Origin of the sequence: Saccharibacillus sp. CPCC 101409, from assembly GCF_030518235.1 — a bacterium.
Classification (GTDB): domain Bacteria; phylum Bacillota; class Bacilli; order Paenibacillales; family Paenibacillaceae; genus Saccharibacillus.
In genome coordinates this window covers 96254-113173 of record NZ_JAULSA010000009.1, presented here as the reverse complement: position 1 = coordinate 113173, position 16920 = coordinate 96254, and the positions used below count along the sequence as shown (strand labels likewise).

At 61.5% G+C, this 16920-nt stretch carries 13 protein-coding genes; 7 read left to right on the top strand and 6 right to left on the bottom strand.

Features of this window, described 5'->3' with window-relative positions; all coding sequences use genetic code 11:
- Positions 1-250: 250 nt before the first annotated feature.
- The 3 genes from QWJ34_RS18495 to QWJ34_RS18485 all read left to right on the top strand — a co-directional run bounded on the left by QWJ34_RS18495 (position 251) and on the right by QWJ34_RS18485 (position 5723).
- On the top strand, positions 251-2170 hold the full coding sequence (locus QWJ34_RS18495; RefSeq protein ID WP_302730118.1) for an AraC family transcriptional regulator: 1920 nt from the start codon (positions 251-253) through the stop codon (positions 2168-2170).
- 173 nt (positions 2171-2343) lie between these two features.
- Positions 2344-3381 (top strand): ABC transporter substrate-binding protein, encoded by a 1038-nt coding sequence (locus tag QWJ34_RS18490; RefSeq protein ID WP_302730116.1) that lies wholly within the window; start codon positions 2344-2346, stop codon positions 3379-3381.
- A gap of 722 nt (positions 3382-4103) precedes the next feature.
- The gene (locus QWJ34_RS18485; RefSeq protein WP_302730114.1) at positions 4104-5723 is read left to right on the top strand and encodes an AraC family transcriptional regulator; all 1620 of its coding nucleotides are present in this window, start codon (positions 4104-4106) and stop codon (positions 5721-5723) included.
- On the opposite strand, the gene QWJ34_RS18480 is transcribed toward QWJ34_RS18485, so the two are convergent.
- The 5 genes from QWJ34_RS18480 to QWJ34_RS18460 all read right to left on the bottom strand — a co-directional run bounded on the left by QWJ34_RS18480 (position 5701) and on the right by QWJ34_RS18460 (position 12052).
- Complete coding sequence (locus tag QWJ34_RS18480) at positions 5701-7380, bottom strand: GDSL-type esterase/lipase family protein (RefSeq protein WP_302730112.1); 1680 nt, start codon at positions 7378-7380, stop codon at positions 5701-5703. The genes QWJ34_RS18485 and QWJ34_RS18480 overlap by 23 nt on opposite strands.
- Before the next feature lie 99 nt (positions 7381-7479).
- Positions 7480-8367 carry an aldo/keto reductase gene (locus QWJ34_RS18475; protein WP_302730110.1) on the bottom strand — a complete coding sequence of 296 codons (888 nt, stop codon included), beginning with the start codon at positions 8365-8367 and terminating at the stop codon, positions 7480-7482.
- A 184-nt stretch (positions 8368-8551) separates the two neighbouring features.
- Complete coding sequence (locus tag QWJ34_RS18470) at positions 8552-9583, bottom strand: FecCD family ABC transporter permease (protein ID WP_302730108.1); 1032 nt, start codon at positions 9581-9583, stop codon at positions 8552-8554.
- Between the two features lie 2 nt (positions 9584-9585).
- Positions 9586-10641 (bottom strand): FecCD family ABC transporter permease, encoded by a 1056-nt coding sequence (locus QWJ34_RS18465; protein ID WP_302730106.1) that lies wholly within the window; start codon positions 10639-10641, stop codon positions 9586-9588.
- A 280-nt stretch (positions 10642-10921) separates the two neighbouring features.
- Complete coding sequence (locus tag QWJ34_RS18460) at positions 10922-12052, bottom strand: glycoside hydrolase family 88/105 protein (protein ID WP_302730104.1); 1131 nt, start codon at positions 12050-12052, stop codon at positions 10922-10924.
- Positions 12053-12299: 247 nt separating this feature from the next.
- Here QWJ34_RS18460 and QWJ34_RS18455 point away from each other — a divergent pair, with 247 nt between their 5' ends.
- The 4 genes from QWJ34_RS18455 to QWJ34_RS18440 all read left to right on the top strand — a co-directional run bounded on the left by QWJ34_RS18455 (position 12300) and on the right by QWJ34_RS18440 (position 16479).
- The gene (locus tag QWJ34_RS18455; protein WP_302730102.1) at positions 12300-12953 is read left to right on the top strand and encodes a DUF998 domain-containing protein; all 654 of its coding nucleotides are present in this window, start codon (positions 12300-12302) and stop codon (positions 12951-12953) included.
- Positions 12954-13092: 139 nt separating this feature from the next.
- The gene (locus QWJ34_RS18450) at positions 13093-13284 is read left to right on the top strand and encodes a hypothetical protein (RefSeq protein WP_302730100.1); all 192 of its coding nucleotides are present in this window, start codon (positions 13093-13095) and stop codon (positions 13282-13284) included.
- Between the two features lie 256 nt (positions 13285-13540).
- A complete protein-coding gene (locus QWJ34_RS18445; RefSeq protein ID WP_302730098.1) occupies positions 13541-15673 on the top strand; it encodes a methyl-accepting chemotaxis protein in 2133 nt (710 codons plus the stop codon).
- A gap of 218 nt (positions 15674-15891) precedes the next feature.
- A complete protein-coding gene (locus QWJ34_RS18440) occupies positions 15892-16479 on the top strand; it encodes a GNAT family N-acetyltransferase (RefSeq protein ID WP_302730096.1) in 588 nt (195 codons plus the stop codon).
- Positions 16480-16624: 145 nt separating this feature from the next.
- Here QWJ34_RS18440 and QWJ34_RS18435 read toward each other — a convergent pair whose 3' ends face one another.
- On the bottom strand, positions 16625-16900 hold the full coding sequence (locus QWJ34_RS18435; protein ID WP_302730094.1) for an HPr family phosphocarrier protein: 276 nt from the start codon (positions 16898-16900) through the stop codon (positions 16625-16627).
- Positions 16901-16920: the final 20 nt, after the last annotated feature.

Genomic DNA, 16920 nt, shown 5'->3' with positions numbered 1-16920 from the left:
GCGCTGATACATCTATTTCGAGTTTTTTCGCTTCGATTCGGCGTTTGGCCCCCGAATAATTGCACCTGCGCCGCTATTTGAAGAAATCGAAGGGTTTTGCTCCAAATAAATGTATCTGTGCCGCTATTTTCCGCGCGGAACCCTGCCCGGCTTTCTCGACATTCTGCGGAGCTTTTCGATTTTTATTGAAAAGCTCCTTTTTCGCGCGCTACAATGATAACGGTTATCATTTGTCAAAGGAGCGATGTCGATGGACACCGAATTTTATGCGCAGGACGGCCGGAACGGCCGCGGCAGCGGGGCGCTGCCGGAAGCGCTGCGCTGCCACCTGCTGGCGTCGGAGCGCGTCGAACTATGCGGCGGCGATCGGCTCGCCTACTCGCCCGTCTATCGATTGCTGTTCGCCAGCGCCGGTTCGCTGCGCGTGGACGTCGGAGACGGTCCGCTTACGCTGCAAGCGGGCGAAGTCCTGCTGCTCCCTCCCGGCTCGGCCGCGGAGATCGGCGCCGCGGGGGAAGCTTCCCGGCACGGTACGCCGGGAGAAAGCATGCCGGAATCCGGCATGCCGAAGCAAAGCGCGCCGGGACAGAATGTTCCCGCGCGAAACCCATCGGAATGCGGCGCGCAGAGACCTGCCGCGCCGAGGCAAAGCGCGCCGCCCGATGCCCGGCGGGCGGCCGATACCGGACGGGCGGCGGGCCCGCTTCCGCAGGGTCCCGCCCCGGCGCCGCCCTGCCCCGCGCCTGCCGGCGGCGGCAAGGCGGTCTACTGCCGCTTCGACTTCACGGCGGCCGATCTGACCGAACCGGAGCCGGCGCGCTATGCCGGCGAACTGCCCGGCTTTGCCGGCGGCCTCGCCGCCGCTTCGCCGGAAGCGTCGGCGCTGGCGGAAGAACTGCACGCGCTGCGCTTCGCGCGCACGGATGCGACCCGCCGCCGGCGCCAGGCCGGCTTCGAGCGGCTGCTCGGCCTGCTGGCCGCATCCGAAGAACCGGCGTCGGTTCCCTCCGAGGCCGCGCGCGCCGTCGCGGACGGCATCGCGGCGCTGGAACGCCGCTTCGCCGAGGACTGGACGGCGGCCCGGCTCGCGGAAGCCGCCGGGCTGACGCCGCGGCGCTACGCCGCGGTGTTCCGGGCCATCACCGGCATGGCCCCGCTGGAATACCTGAACGCGCTGCGCATCGAGCGCGCCGGGCAGATGCTGCGCAGGGGCGACGGCCCCCTGCGCGAGATTGCGTCGCGAACCGGCTTTCGCGACGAGTATTACTTCAGCCGCCGCTTCCGGGCGGCGACGGGCAGCGCGCCCGGCCGCTATGCGAGGCGGGGCGAAGGCATGCTGACGGTGCGCGATTCGCTGCACCGCCGGGTGAGCGTGCCCGCCAAGCCGCGGCGGGTGCTGTATGTCGGCGAAGCCGTGGGCGACCTGCTGGCGCTCGGCATCCAGCCTGTGGGCGGACACTGCATGCCGGCGCAGAGCGGCTTCTGCGGCGAACGGCTCGGCGGCTTTATCGAACTGTCATCCGACGACGACCTGCGCGGAGCGGCCCGAATTCATCCGGACCTGATCGTCTGCACAAGCATGGACGAGCGGACCAGCCGGCTCTGGTCGAAGATCGCGCCGGTGCTGGTGCACGATTCGTGGAGTCCGCTCGGCGAGCGGATACGGCTGCTCGGCCGCTGGTTTGGGCGCGAGCGGCAGGCCGAACGCTGGCTGGAACGCTATTTCGAAGCGGAACAGGGCATGTGGCGCGGCCTCGGCGGCGGTTCGGGTTCGGGAGGCGTGCGGGAAACCGCCTCCGTGTTTTTGTTCGAACGGGGACGATTTTTCGTGATGGGCAAGATCGGTCTTTCTTCGATGCTGTATCATCCCGACGGGCTTCGTCCCGCGGAGCCGGTTCGCAGCATGCTGATCCGGGACGAAGGTTACATGGAGATCTCGCCGGAAGCGGCTTCCGTTTATGCGGCGGACCGGATCTTTATGCTGATGTCGTCTTCGCAGCCGGACCGGCGCGCCGCGGACGACTTCATGCGCGGTCCTCACTGGAAGAAGCTGAGTAAGGCCGCGGTCCGGGGCGTACACGTAGTCGAATCTTCGCGCTGGAACGCGTTCGACGCCTACAGCCGCAGCCGGCTGCTCGGCGACCTGCCCGCTTTGTTGAACGGCCGATAGACTTCCGGTTCTCCGAAGTCTATGCCTTCGGCTTGTCTTCTTCCTGCATTTTGTACAAAACAAAATCTGCATTTTTTCTATTGTTCCATGCCTGCAAAGCGATTATGATACCTTTTAGCGATAGTGATAATGATTATCATTATCTGAATATTAGACAAAAAGGAGTCATGATCATGTTCAAAACGATGAAACTTTTCCGGCCGCTGCTGCTGCTGACCCTGCTGGCGCTGCCGCTGTCGGCCTGCGGCGCCGATTCGACCCCGGCCGCCGGGAGCGCCGCGCCGGAGCAGCAGGCGGCTGCGGAAAGCCCGGACAGCCAGACCCAACCCGAAGCGAAAACCGCGGAAACCGCGGAAACGGAAGCGGAAGCTTCGGGCACGCGTACATATACGGACAGCGCCGATCGCCAAGTCGAAATCCCGGTTTCGCCGCAGCGGATCGTTTACGTGGGAAGCGAACCGGGCGACCTGCTCGCCCTGGGCGTCAAACCGCTCGGCGCTCCGCTGAGCGTAATCGGCACCCAGGTCGCTTATCCCGACCTGCTGGACGGCATCGAAGATATCGGCGTCCCGTATTCGCTGGAAAAGATCATGTCGCTGAATCCCGATCTGATCGTATTCAACGACTGGGACGAAGAGCAGTTCGCATCGCTGGAGAAGATCGCGCCGACCGTCGTAACCGGGAAAAGCGGTCCGACCGATATGCTCGACCGCGTGCGCACGCTCGGCGATATCGCCGGCAGGACGGAAGAAGCCGAAACCTGGATCGCGGGATACGAGAAAAAGGTCGAAGAAACAAAGGCTTCGCTGGACCTGCCGGAAAATGCCACCGCTTCTTCCCTGCTGCTGCTCGGCAAAACGATGTACATCATGGGCAATCAGGGCTTTAACCAGACGCTGTACGGACGCCTCGGCCTGAAACCGGCGGAAAACGTACAGAAGCTGATCGATAAAGGCGACCGCTTTATCGACGTGTCGAGCGAGCTGATCCCCGACTATGTGGGCACGGAAATTTTCGTCCTGACGAACGAAGCCGATACCGAAACGATGGAGACGCAGAACGCCCTGCTCAAAAGCTCGGTCTGGAAAACGATCCCCGCCGTCGAGAAAGGCCGCGTGCATATTCTGGACAGCAAATGGAACTTCGACGATCCGATCACGAGCGAGCGCCTGCTGGACGAACTGGCGAAAGTCATCAACGAAACGGAGTAACCCGCAGGAGTTTCCAGACATGCCGCCGGCCGCGCCCGCGCGGATTGGCATCGGAGCGCCGCCCGCAGCAGGCGGCGCTCCAGGACGCCAAACCGAAAGACTCCGCCAAGACTCCGCCGTTCGCAGCACGGGCGGAGTCTTTCGGCTGTGGAGAAAGCCGGGTAGAGTTCCAAACGGAAAATAGCGCCGCAGGTACACTTATTCGGGGCGAAACCCTTCGATTTCTTCAAATAGCGACGCAGGTGCAGCTATTCGGGCGCCAAAAGCCGAATCAAAGCGAAAAAATTCGAAATAGATGTATCAGCGTCGTTATTTCCTCGAAAACGTAAGATTAAGCCTAAATAAGGGCATATACGCAGCTATTTCGATTCTACTTAACCTTTGCTTTATTTCTCCCGAAGGGCCCTTTCCGCAACGTTTCCTGTCAATCGAACTTACCCAGTACCTTGACCGCATCAAATCCAAGGGTTGCGTTCATCGGAAACACGCACGGCTCAAGCGGGTTTTCGATGGGCGTAACCTTACCTCTTAAGCGGTCATGGTACCAGTTAGGCTTACAGCCAATTCTTTCTCGACAATCCGAGACTTCGCCGTGCGCAGCACGGGCGGAGTCTTTATCTGTCTAGACGCGGCGGGGACCCGGACGCCTGCGTCCGCGCACGCGTGCTATAATCGTCGATAGAACAAGGAACAAACCAGAAGACGTCAAAGGAGTGAGAGCAATGCGGCAGAGCGACCGGTCCGAATGGCCGTTCGATATTCAGTGGCTGGGGATGTACGCCTCGGCGCAGCAGGTCCCCCGCGAGGCTTACATCTGCGAGATCGCAGCCGGCAAAGCATGCCGGGCCCGCCTGCTCGTCCCGGACGCGCCGGAACGCGAAGACCGCCGCAGCGCCGCCGAGGTCCCGGAAGCGGAAGAACCCGAAGCGCGGCGGCTGCGCTTCGCTTTTCTTCTGCATAACCGCGCGGCGCGCGGCGGAGCGGAGTCCCCGGCCTCCGGCCTGCCCGGCGGCGGCGAATGGAGAACGCTGCCGGCGGCCCCCGCGCAGCGGATGCTGGCGCGGCTTGAGGCCGAGCCGGACGGGTCGCCGCAAAGCGCGCTGCGCCGCCGCATCGCCGCGCAGGAACTGCTCTTAGCGCTGCTCGAAGCGCGCGCGGAAGCCGCGCCCGGCGGCGCGGCGGCGGACAGCGTGCGCGAAACGGTGGACTATCTCCACCGCCACTACCGCGAGTCGCTGACGGTCGGCGAGCTGCTGAAGCGCTCGGGGGTCGGACGCTGGCAGTACAGCGCCCTGTTCCGGCAGATGACCGGCCGCGCTCCGCTCGATTACCTGAACGAGCTGCGCCTGGACAAAGCGCGCGAGCTGCTGACGCGGACGGACGATCCGCTGCGCGAGATCGCCCGCAGCGTCGGCTTTCGCGACGAATACTATTTCAGCCGCCGGTTCAGCCGGTTTATGGGCGTCTCGCCCCGCTACTATGTCCAACTGGCCCGGCGGCGCACGCAGGCCGTGCGAACGGCGGGTTCCGCGCCGGAGGGAATCCCCCGGCGCATCGCGGTCTCCGGCGGCTTGACCGGCGACCTGCTGCGGCTCGGCGTCAGGCCGGCCGCCGCTTCGCTGGCTATCGTGCGCCATCAGGTCGCTTACGGCGGCGAGCTTGCCGGCATCGCCGATGCCGGCGTTTCGCTCGACGAGCAGCGCCTGGCTCCGCTGCGCCCCGATCTTGTGATCTGCGAGAGCGCCGACGACGTCCGGCTCGAGAAGCTCGGCGCGCTGTGCCGCGCCGTATCGATCGAGCGTTTCGTGCCGCCCGACGAGCGCCTGCTGCGCATCGGCGAACTGATCGGCCGCCGGAGCGAAGCGGCGGCCTGGACTGCCGCGCACGCCGACGCTCTGCGCGGCGCATGGGATGCCGCCGGCATAGCGGACGGCGAAACGGCGGCCGCGTTCGTGCTGGTCGACGCGCGGCTCTACGTAATGGCCGGCCAGGGCCTGGCCGCCACGCTGCACCGCACGGGCGGCTTCCTCCCGTGCGCCAAGATCGCCCGCATGATCGAAGCGGGCGTGGGCTTCCGCCTCGTCCGGCTGGAGGAACTCGGCGAGTACGCGGCGGACCGCTTGTTCCTGATGCGCGGCCGCGGCGAGGCCGCGCACAAACAAGCCCGACTGCTCCTGGAGTCGGGCCTGCTGCACCGGCATGCGCCGAGCGTTCATCTGCTCGACGCCGAATGGAACTTCGACGACGCCTGGACGCGTCAGCTTCTGGCCGAAGCGCTGCCCGCCCTGCTGCGCGAAACGGCCGCCGCTCCCGCCGCGCTCACTTCGCCGGCGAAGACCTGACGAAGTCCACCACCGGCTGCGGATGTTCCAGGCCGTGCGGATGGTGCCCGCAGTCCGGCTTGACGATCTGCTCGATGACGCCTCCGCATTCAAGATAGCGCCGCGCCAGGATTTCGCCGTTTTCCGCAAACGGCACCGCTTCGTCCGCTCCGCCGGCCACCAGCAGAATCGGGATGCCGGCCCGCGCCGGGACCGCAAGCATTTCCAACAGTTCGTCCGTAACTTTGGCCGCGCCCGTGCCCGTACCTTCGGCCGCACGATATGCGCCGCGCGGGATTCCGTACACATCCAGGCAGTCCTCCCATTCCTCCGGCGAGCCGTGCCCCGCGCCGAAGCCGCCCGGCCAGCTGGCGATATCCACGACCGGCGCGTCCAGATACAGGGCGCGCGTATGCTGCGGAAACGTCTCCGCGTAGCGGACCGCGTACAGCCCGCCCCGGCTGAAACCAAACAGCACGGGTTTGGAAGCAAGATCGAACCGCCGCGCCGCGTCGCTGCGGAACACTTCCATTTCCCGCGCCGCAAACGGCGAACCGTACAGATGGCTGAGCCCGATATACCCGATATGCCAGCCCAGGCGCGCCAGTTCGAGATCCGCGTTCGCGAAATCGCCGAAGAATTCCGTCCGCCAGATCCAGGGACGCCCGTCCGCCGGTGTCCGCGGTTCCACGACCAGGCAGGAACGTCCGTTCAGTTTGTAATCCCGCCGGACCAAACCGTTCCAATCCGACAGCCGCTCGTCCAACTCGCCGCCTTCCCGCCGCGCCGCTTCGCGGATCGCAGGCAGCAGCTCTTCCACCCGCTTCAGCGCTTCGCCGAGCGGCAGCGCGTCGAGTTTGTACGGATTGCTGTGTCCCACATGCTCGCGCCAGGATGCTTTGAGCAGTTCCCTGCGCTCCGTCACAAGGTGAAGAAATTCCCCGTCTTCGCTCAGCCACTCCGGCATCTGTTCCCATTCCAGCCGAAACACCTTTTTCAGAATCGTATGCGCAATGACCGCGTGGCCGGCTTCGTCCGGGTGCACCCCGTCGCCGTATCGGAAATCCGGATTCCGCTCCCGATTTTGTTCGATAAACGCGTGCAAAGGGCGACGGATATCGACAGTTTTGAGTCCTTTTTCGCGTCCGTACGCCAGCAGCCAATCCGAGTAGAAGCCCAATACCTCGTCGTATTTCCCGTACGGATCGTCGAACGAATAATCCGGCAGGCCTTCCGGCTGCGGACGCCCGTTGACGGACAAGATATCGAACGGCGGCGGAGTGAGCAGAATAGGCTGCGCGCCGGCCTGCTCGATTTTGGCGACCATTCGCTCCATCCCGCTCCGGTAAGCGTCGAAGCGCTCCCGCGCAAACGGATGGTAGATGCCGTCGTTCATCCCGTAGCAAACAAACACCCAGTCCGGCCGGGTCTCCGCCAGCGCCCGGTCCAGCCGTTCGTGCACGTCCGGGCGCGGGAACGGATGCGTAATCTCGTGCGTGCCCGCCGCCGTTTCGCTGCTGACCCCAAGACCGATCCATTCGATCCCGCACTGCGGCAGAAGCCTGGTAAACACCGCGTCCAAATCGCGGATATAGGTACCGTTTTCCGTGATGCTGTCCCCCAGAAACAAGATGCGCTTACTGCGCGGAATCTCTGTTACTTCCGTCCACTCGCTCATGCCTTTTTCCTTCTTTCCCGCAAAATAAAACCGTTTTCGCAAAAAGCCGGCCCGCATCGCCGCAGCGACGCGAAAACCGGCTTGTTTCATTTTAACGGTTTACAACTCCAGTTCCGCCGCCCGCGCGTTGGATTCGACCTGCTCGACGCTTTTGCAGCCCGGAATGACGCAGCTGACCGCCGGATTCTTGAGACACCAGGCCAGCGCCCATTCCGCCATGCCCACGCCTTCCGGCACTTCGCCGCGGCGGATCTCTTCGACCTGCTTCAGCTTCTCGTCGACTTCTTCGCGTTCGCGCCCTTTGCGCACATTGTCTTCGAACACCGCGCCCGGTTTGTATTTTCCGCTCAGGAATCCGCTCGCCAGCGGCACTCTGGCCAGCACGCCCAGATCCTGACGCTCGCAGGACGGGAATACGCGCTCTTCCGGCACGCGGTCGATCCGGTTGTATACGACCTGAATCGCTTTGGCATTGCGTTCGGTCGCTTTGTCGGTCTGATACAGATTGTCGTTGCTGCCGATCGAGATGCCCAGGTTGCGAATCTTGCCGGCTTGAACCTGTTTGTCGAGCATCGTCCACAGCTCGTCGTTGTCGAATGCCTCGTCCGAACCCGAATGGAACTGGTACAGATCGACGTAGTCCGTTCGGAGCGCGCGCAGCGATTCTTCCAGCTGGGTGCGGATCTGGTCGACGCTCCAGGCGTTCTCCCAATGATCGTGCCAGTGATGGCCGAACTTGGTCGCCAGCACCCAGTCTTCGCGCCGGTCGCGGGACAGGAAATCCCCGATCAGGCTTTCCGACAGGTGATCCGGCCCGTAGCACTCCGCCGTATCGATCAGGTTGATGCCGAGCTCTTTGGCCCGGTTCAAGATAGCGTCCGCGTCCTGCTGGCTGTAATCTTGGCCCCAGTCCCCGCCGAACTGCCAGGTTCCCACGCCGACGACGGATACGTCCAGCCCGGTCTTGCCCAATCTTCTGTACTTCATCTCGCTTCACCTCTTCATGATGTTGGGACATCCGAGCAGCCCGTCCGCTCAACCGCTCTTTAGCCTTTTGGGATAGCGTTTACATGATAGGCGATCGGCGGGCTTTTTTCAAGTTGGATATGCTTTATACATGAAAAACAAAAACCGCTCCCCTTATCGGAGAGCGGTTGGACTGCCGGAAAAGTCATACTTTCGTTTTTGCCAGCAGATAGAGGAAATACGGCGCGCCGATCACGGCGACGACGACTCCGGTCGGGATATCGGTCGGCTGGAGAATCCAGCGGCCCAGCGTGTCGGCGACAAGCACGAGCAGCGCGCCGGCGAGTGCGGATACGGGCAGCAGCGCCTGGTGCTTCGGTCCGACGAGCCGGCGGCCCAGATGCGGCCCGATCAGGCCGACGAAGCCGATACCGCCGCTGACGGCGACGCACGCTCCGGCCAGGCCGACGGCCGCCGCGAGCAGCAGCAGACGCTCCCGTTCGATATGCGTGCCGAGTCCCGTCGCCGTCTGGTCGCCCATATTCAGCACGTTCATGACTTTGGCTTTGTAGAAAATAAACGGCAGGAAGATAATCAGCCACGGCAGCAGCGCCGCGACGAACTTCCAGCTCGCGCCCCAGATGCGTCCGGCCAGCCAGGAAGCGACAAACTGGTACTCGTCCGGGTTGAGCCGCAGCGTAAGCACGATCATCGCCGCGCTGATGCCCGCCGCCACCCCGATCCCCACAAGCAGCATGCGCGTCGGGACGAGACCTTCGCCTTTTTTGTACGACAGCACGTAGATCACCACCGCCGTCGCGCCCGCGCCGATCAGCGCAAGCACCGGCAGCAAGAACACCGAACCGGACACGCTCGACGAATAGAACGAAACGTACAGCATGACCATCAGACCCGCGCCGGCGTTGACGCCGAGGATGCCGGGATCGGCCAGCGCGTTGCGTGAAATGCCCTGCATCACGCAGCCCGAAACAGCCAGGCCGGCGCCGATCAGGATCGAGATCACGATGCGGGGCAGGCGGAACTCGAACAGGATCAGATGCTGCTGCGCCGTGCCGCCGCCGAACAGCGTGCGCACGACGTCGAGCGGCGACAATCGGATAAAGCCGGTGTTCATGCTGATAACAAAAGCAATCACGATCAGCACCGCGAAAATGCCGATAACCAGAATGCTCCGGTTGCGCTTGTGGCGCTCGGCCTGATGAATCGTCGATTCCATGCTCACAGGGCCCTCCTTTCTTTAACCGCCAGATAGAGGAAGAACGGGACCCCGATCAGGGCAACGAGAGCGCCGATCGGCGTCTCCTGCGGCGGATTGATCATCCGCGCGGCCAGATCGGCGAAGACGATCAGCAGACTGCCGAGCACGGCGGAACACGGAATGATCCAGCGGTAATCGACGCCGACCAGCTTGCGCGTCAGATGCGGAATAATCAAGCCGACGAAGCCGACCGAGCCGACGATCGACACGGCCGTTCCCGCCAGCACCAGCACGATCAGCACGCCGAACAAACGGACCGTGCCCGTGCGCTGGCCGAGTCCGGTCGCGATATCGTCGCCGAGACTGAGCAGCGTAATCGAGCGCGCCAGCGCAAAAGCGCCCAGCAGCGCCACGATTACGACCGGCAGAATAATCTTGATCTGAAGCCACTGGGTCCCGGCGACGCCGCCCGCGTACCAGAAAGCCAGATCCTGGCCGATCTTGAAATACAGCGCGACGCCTTCGCTGAGCGCGGTGAACAGCGCGCTGACCGCGGCGCCCGCGAGCACGAGCCGGATCGGCGTCAAGCCGCCTTTGGAACGCGAGCCGATGCCGTACACCACGCCCACGCCGGCTCCCGCCCCGAGAAACGAATACATCATCAGACCGAGGAACGACATCCCCGGCGCGAAAGCGAAGCACAGCGCCAGCGCAAACGCCGCGCCGGAGTTCAGGCCCAGCAGGCCGGTATCGGCGAGCGGGTTGCGGGTCATGCCCTGCATGATCGCGCCCGCCACGGCAAACGCCGCGCCTACCACGGCCGCGCCCGCGACGCGGGGCATGCGCAGCTCGCGGATAATCTGATGCTCGGTCAGGTCCGGATTGAAATGGAAAACGGCGTTCCAGACGTCGGGCAGCGCAATATCTTTCGCGCCGATCGCGATCGCCACCGCCATGCCGAGCACCAGCAGAATCACCCCGCCGACCAGAATCAACGAAGCCGCCCAGGGGCGCGAACGGACCTTGACCTGTTTCAGCGCCTGCTGCGGATCTTCAGGCAAAGCGGACGAATTCATACGCTTCCGTCCCCCTTGTACACTCTTGCATTTGTTTCACGACATCACCCTTTTCCGAGTACACCAACAGGAACGTACGCCCAATTGAGATTGATTATCAGTATAGCAGGCAAAAAAAGATTCGTCCATCACCAAGCGGCGCGAAAAACCGCTTTAAAGGCGGCTTTTTCCCGCCGCGGCGGGAAGTTAGCGCACAAAAAAAGAACCGCCTTTGCGGCCGCGGAAGCCGAAAAGACGGTTTTTTTTCCAAGAAGCTCATGTCGAAACATAAAAGCCTGCGTTACGCGCGCGGCGAAGCCTGGCTCAGTTCCGTACACATCAGGATAAAAGCGCCGGCCCCGTGCAGATCGTTCTCGCTTGTCGGACGGTTCACATAGAACGTATAATCGCCGACATTGGTTCCGACGCATACGTTGCCGATAATCACGTTCCCGGTGTCCGGATCGAACTTCAGCGCGGCGATCGAGCCGTCGTAGCCTTTCCAGGCGGTCTGCATATATTTCTCGTCCAGATAACCCAGCCGGACCGCTCTGGCGATCGCCTGGGTGTACAGCGCGGAGCAGGAACTTTCCAGCCAGTTGTCCGGCCGGCCGCCTTTATCGACGACCTGATACCACAGACCGGTCCGCTCGTCCTGGAATTTGCTCAGCGCGATCAGCAGATCGCGCAGAATCTCGATCAAACGGCTTCTTTGCGAATGGTCTTCGGGCAGGTATTCCAGAATATCCAGCAGCGCCACCGGGAACCAGCCGATCGAACGGCCCCAGAATTCCGGGGACAGCCCGGTAACGGGATCGGCCCATTCTGCTTCTTTGGTGATGTCCCAGGCATGGTACAGCAGGCCCGTGTCGGGATCTTTCATATGGTCCGCCATCAGCACGGCCTGGCGCGCGATCAGGTCGAAGTAATCGCCGTCCCCGAATGTGCGTCCGAAGCGAACGGCGATCGGCCCGCCCATGTACAAGCCGTCCAGCCACATCTGGTTCGGAAAATGTCCTTTGTGCCAGAAGCCGCCGACGGAGTTCGTCGGCCACGGCTTGATCAGCGGCACCAGCTGGTGGAGCGCTTTCTTGTAACGGTCGTCCCCGGTGCGTTCGTACAGATTGAACAGCAGGATGCCCGGTTGAATATCGTCCAGCTCTTCTTCGTGGAATTTTTTGACGACGCCTTCTTCGGTAATCTGGCTGTCCACCCAGCGTTTCAGATAATCGTAATATTTTTCTTTGCCGCTCAATCTCCAGCATTGTTCCATTCCCGACAAAAAGACGCCCTGGTGATAATGAAAATAGTTCGGCGGCAGCTGCTCCGGCTCGAATTTGGCCATCAGGGCGTCGCAGGCTTTCTCGGCCCATTCAAGCGGGGACTGCGTTTCCCCGGCGGATTGATTCCGATCGATCTTCGGTGTGTTCACGACTGAATTCCTCCTTGTGATTGCGTTGCTCTTCGAAATCCAGCATAGCAGAAAGGAATGTACGTTTTTTGCCGAAAAACCCGAAAACTATTCATATCTTGCGGCGGCGACCGATGTGCGAATTTCTTCGCAGAGACATGTGTACTTCCCGCTTCTCTTCCTTTAGCATAAAAAGTAGGATATAAAGCAGAAGGTTCAATCCGCAGATCAATAGACTTCGCCAGATTCGAAAAAGGAGGCCGTTTCCATGAATGTCATTCGAACAGTCCGTACGGGCGCCGCTTTGTTTCTGACCGCCTCGATTGTGTATCTGGCTTCCGAAACGATCGCCGCGGGCGCCTGGACGCAGCCGGCTTACCGGTACGCTTTTAACAACATCAGCGATCTGGGCGTGCGCATCGACACGATCGTCGACGGCCGGTTGATCCATTCCCCTCTTCACGCGGTCATGAACGCCGGTTTTGCGCTGCAGGGCCTGCTTTTTCTGCTTGCGCATTTGTTTATTCTGTCTTTGTTCCCGGCCGCGTTCAAAGTTCCGGGAGCGCTGCTGGCTTTTGCCCACGGGATCGGGATGGTTCTGGTCGCGGCTTTCCACGGCGTCCATTACGAAGCGCTCGATCCCCATGTAATCGGAGCGGGAATGGCGATCGTCGGCGGCAACGCCGCGCTGATGCTGACGGCCGCCGCGCTGCGATCCCGGACGCCCGCTTCTTTCCTGCCGACCGTGTCGATTGCGCTCGGCGGCCTCGGAATCGCGGCGGTGGTCTTGATGGTCCTCCATCCGTTCGGGTACCCGGCGGTATTCGAACGGATTTCCGTTTATGCGATTACGCTGGGTCAGGCGCTTGCGGCGGTCCGGCTGCTGCGGATCTCTTTGTTTTTCCGCTCCGTTTCGGGGTAAGAATTCCGCTCGCTCCTCTTTTTTGCATTTTCTTCATAAATATTGTCCACAATACGATTGGATGATCCGAAGAGAGGGTAATGTAAGGTTATCAAAATCAAATTCAACAAGAGATCAAGCTTATAAGGGGGCCTGCAGCATGGCAGCTCAAGAGATCAAAAAAGCCGTGTCCAAAGAAGAAGTGCTGCGTCTGCATTTAATCAGCGGAGAATTCTATACGGGTCCCTGTTATCCGGACACGGACCATACCGGTTTTTTTAAAGTCGATACGTCGGGGAAATCCGTTTCGCTGCCTTATTGGGCGGTTAAACGCTTCGAGCGTTTGCACTGAAAGCCGGCCGCGCGTTTTTCTGAAGTTGAACGGCTATGTCTTTTCCATATCGAATGAATAAAGATTCCGTTTCTGCGCCGGCGCGCCTGCGGAGTCTTTTTTGCGTGCGACGTTTTTTCTATACGATATTGTAGATTTTTGTCGTTTTTATGACTTTTCCTGCTCATTTTGCGGCGATTCTACCGATATATACGGTATATCAGATTTCGCCGACCAGCTTGTGCTGTCAAAAGGCGAACAAGTGGAGGATTGCCGTATGATGTCCAAATTGCTGTACCCGTTCACCCGAATTCTGTCGCGTCTGAAATATGCCCAGAAATTCGCTTTGACCAGTGTTCTGTTCGCGATTCCGCTGGCTTTGCTGTTCAGCCTGTGGCTGTCCGATACGCAGAAGCAGATCAGGACCGCCGATGCCGAAACGCACGGCGTCAAACAAATCGACGCGGTGCTGCCTTTTCTTTTATCGCTTCAACAGCACCGCGGCCAGGCCAACGCTTACTTGAACGGCGGAAGTTCGGACAGCGAAAGCAAGTTGAACGAAGCTTCCAAGCTTACCGACGAGAACGCCGCGCGCGTCGCCGAAGCGATCGGCGTTTCGGGACTGAGCGCAACCTCGTCGCAGTGGCAGGAAATCTCCGCCTCCTGGACCGCGCTGGAGAAAGAGACTCCTTCGCTTCCGGCCGCCGACAGTTTCTCCCGGCATACGGAATTGATCGAAAACACTCTGGATTTCGTGGTTAAAACGGCCGACGAATCCGGATTGTCGCTGGATACGCAGATCGATTCGTTTTATTTGATGGATATTTTTGTAAACGAAATCCCTCCGCTGATCGAACAGACCGCTTTGATCCGCGGCAGCGGAAACGGCCTGCTCACCCGCCGCGAAGCTTCGAAAACCGAGCTGACGGATCTGGCGGTCATTCATAACGAAGCTTCGCGTCAATCGGATAAGCTGAACAAGTCGCTGGACCGGTATGCCGGCCTGAACGCGGCTTCGGCGGCGCGGCTGGAAGCGGACAAACAAAAAGCGGATTCCGCTGTCGAAAGTTTTCTTACGCTTGCGCAGCAGCAGCTGCTGGACGCCAAGACCCTTGCTTATTCGCCGGCGGACTTCTTCTCGGCCGGCACGGCGGCAATCGATGCGTCGAACGCCCTGTTCCGGCAAACTTCCACGGAGCTGACCGGCCTGCTGGATCAGCGGATCGACCGCATGACGTTCAACCGCAACCTCGTCGCCGCGGTTACCGCCCTGGCTCTGCTGCTGGTGCTGCTGTTCTACGCGGCGTTCTACCGCAGCGTAAGCGGCGCCGTGCGCCTGCTGAAAGAACGTTCGTCCGCTATGTCGGAAGGCGACTTCTCGCATACGATCGCGATCGAAACGCGCGACGAGCTGGGACAGGTCGGCGATTCGTTCAACCGCATGATCGAAGCGCTGAACAAAACGCTGAGCGGCAGCCAGGACGCGTCGAGACATTCCGCTTCTTCTTCGCGGCAGCTGAGCGAGATCTCGCGCGAATCGTCGCTGGCGATGCGTCAGGTCGCCGCCGCCGTGCAGGCGGTCGCCGAAGGCGCCGATACGCAGAAGCGCATGACCGAAGATACTTCGCTGGCGATGAACGAGATGGCCGTGGGCGTCGGACGCATCGCCGAATCTTCGGCTTCGGTGGCCGACTCTGCCGCCGAAGCGTCGCAGCGCTCCGAAACCGGCGGACTCGAGCTGTCGGCCGCCGTCGACCAGATGCAGAGCATCCGCGAGTCGGTTGTGCATTCCGTCGGCAGCGTGGAGCGTCTGGACGAGCACTCGCGGCAGATCGACGAGATCGTGGCCGCGATCAAAGCAATCGCCGGGCAAACGCAGCTTCTTTCGCTGAACGCCAATATCGAAGCCGCCCGCGCCGGCGAGCACGGACGGGGCTTCGCCGTCGTCGCTTCGGAGGTCGGCAAGCTGGCCGAACAAACCCGTCTGTCCGTGGAAACGATCTCGACCCGGATCGGCGATATTCGCGGCCTGATCGGCCAAACGGTCGAACAGATGCGCCGCACCGACACGGAAACCGAAGAAGGCATCGCTTTTATCGGCCGCGCCAGCGCGGCGATGCAGGAGATCGGCCGGGCTTCGCGCGCCGTCAACAACCAGATCCAGGAAGTATCCGCAGCTTCCGAGCAAATCTCGGCGGGCGTGCAGCAGGTTACCGCTTCGGTCAGCGAAGTGGCGCGGGTCGCGCTGCGCTCTTCCGAAGAAGCGCAGTCGATGGCGGCCGCGGCCGAGCAGCAGCTCGCGGCGCTCGAAGAAATCGGTTCGTCCGCCGAAGAACTCAGCGGAATGGCCGACGGCCTGCAAAGCGATCTGGGCCGGTTCACCCTGACGCGCGGCGAAGACGCTTCGTAAGCCGACAGCCGATCCGGCGCTTTCTCGCCCGGCGGGAAGCCGCGCTTTATCCTTTTTTCAACAAGCCGTTTTCTGTGCGCTCCGGCGGACGGAAAACGGCTTGTTGGCGTGCCGGCGTTTTGCCGGTTTATTCAAGCGGTTCCAATCCGGTTAACTTTCTGGTAAGATTCCCGTCCATCCGCGGCGCTACTATCTCCAGACGAAAGAAGGACGTTTTTATGAAACCATCGACCGAATCCGCTCCGCTGCAATTTCATACGGTTTCCGACTGGAGCGACGAATTCTGGGAACGCATCCGCCCCGTCTACGAAGCTTCGTTTCCCGAGCATATCCGCAAACCCGAAAGGATCGTGCGCAACATGCTGTCCAGAATGGATGCTTTTTTGCATGAAGGCATGCTGGACGGCGTCCCGTGCGCCATGGCGCTGAGCGGCCTGAGCGCGGACCGCCGCCTGCTGGTCGTCGATTATCTGGGAGTCGCGCCGGCGTTCCGGCGGCGCGGAGCGGGCCGGCAGATGGTGATGGCGCTGGCCGATTGGGCCCGGGAGACGCCGGGCGCCGAAGGCCTGCTGATCGAATCCGAAGCGGACGACAGCGAAGAAGGCCTCGGCCGCGAACGCTTCTGGACCGGCTGCGGTTTCGAATCGACCGACTACGTCCACTCCTATATCTGGGTGCCGGAGAAATACCGCGCCATGCTGCTGCCGCTCGGCGGCCCGGGCGAACAGCGTTCCGATCTGCCCCGAAGCGGCGAAAAGCTGTTCGAATACATCGAGATGTTCCATAAAGCCAGTTTCGCCCGCTGATATCGTCGTGTTTCGAAAGCGCTGTTCGAACAGCGCCGATCGCCTATATTCAACCCGGACGACGCAAAACGGCCTCGTCCTCCGCATCGAAGCGGAGAGCGAGGCCGTTTTTTGGGGAGAGGCCGGGCGATACTTTAAACCGTAATCAATGCGGCAGGCAGCCGTGATGTTCGAACAAACCGCACATATATTCCAGCGCTTCCAGCTCGTCTTGTCCCCTGGCGCTGATGCGCACCGTGCTTCCGTCGTAAATCGGCAGCAGCATCATGCCCAGCAAACTTTTAACGTCCACGATGCGCGGATTCTCGTCCCCGCCGAAGATCAGCTTGATATCGGAAGCAAACTGGGAAGCAAGCGATGAGATGCGAAGCAGTTCATCGCGCTGAAGATCGCCTTCAATAGTAAATTCGTGCACTCTCATGGCTCGGTTCTCCTCTTTTC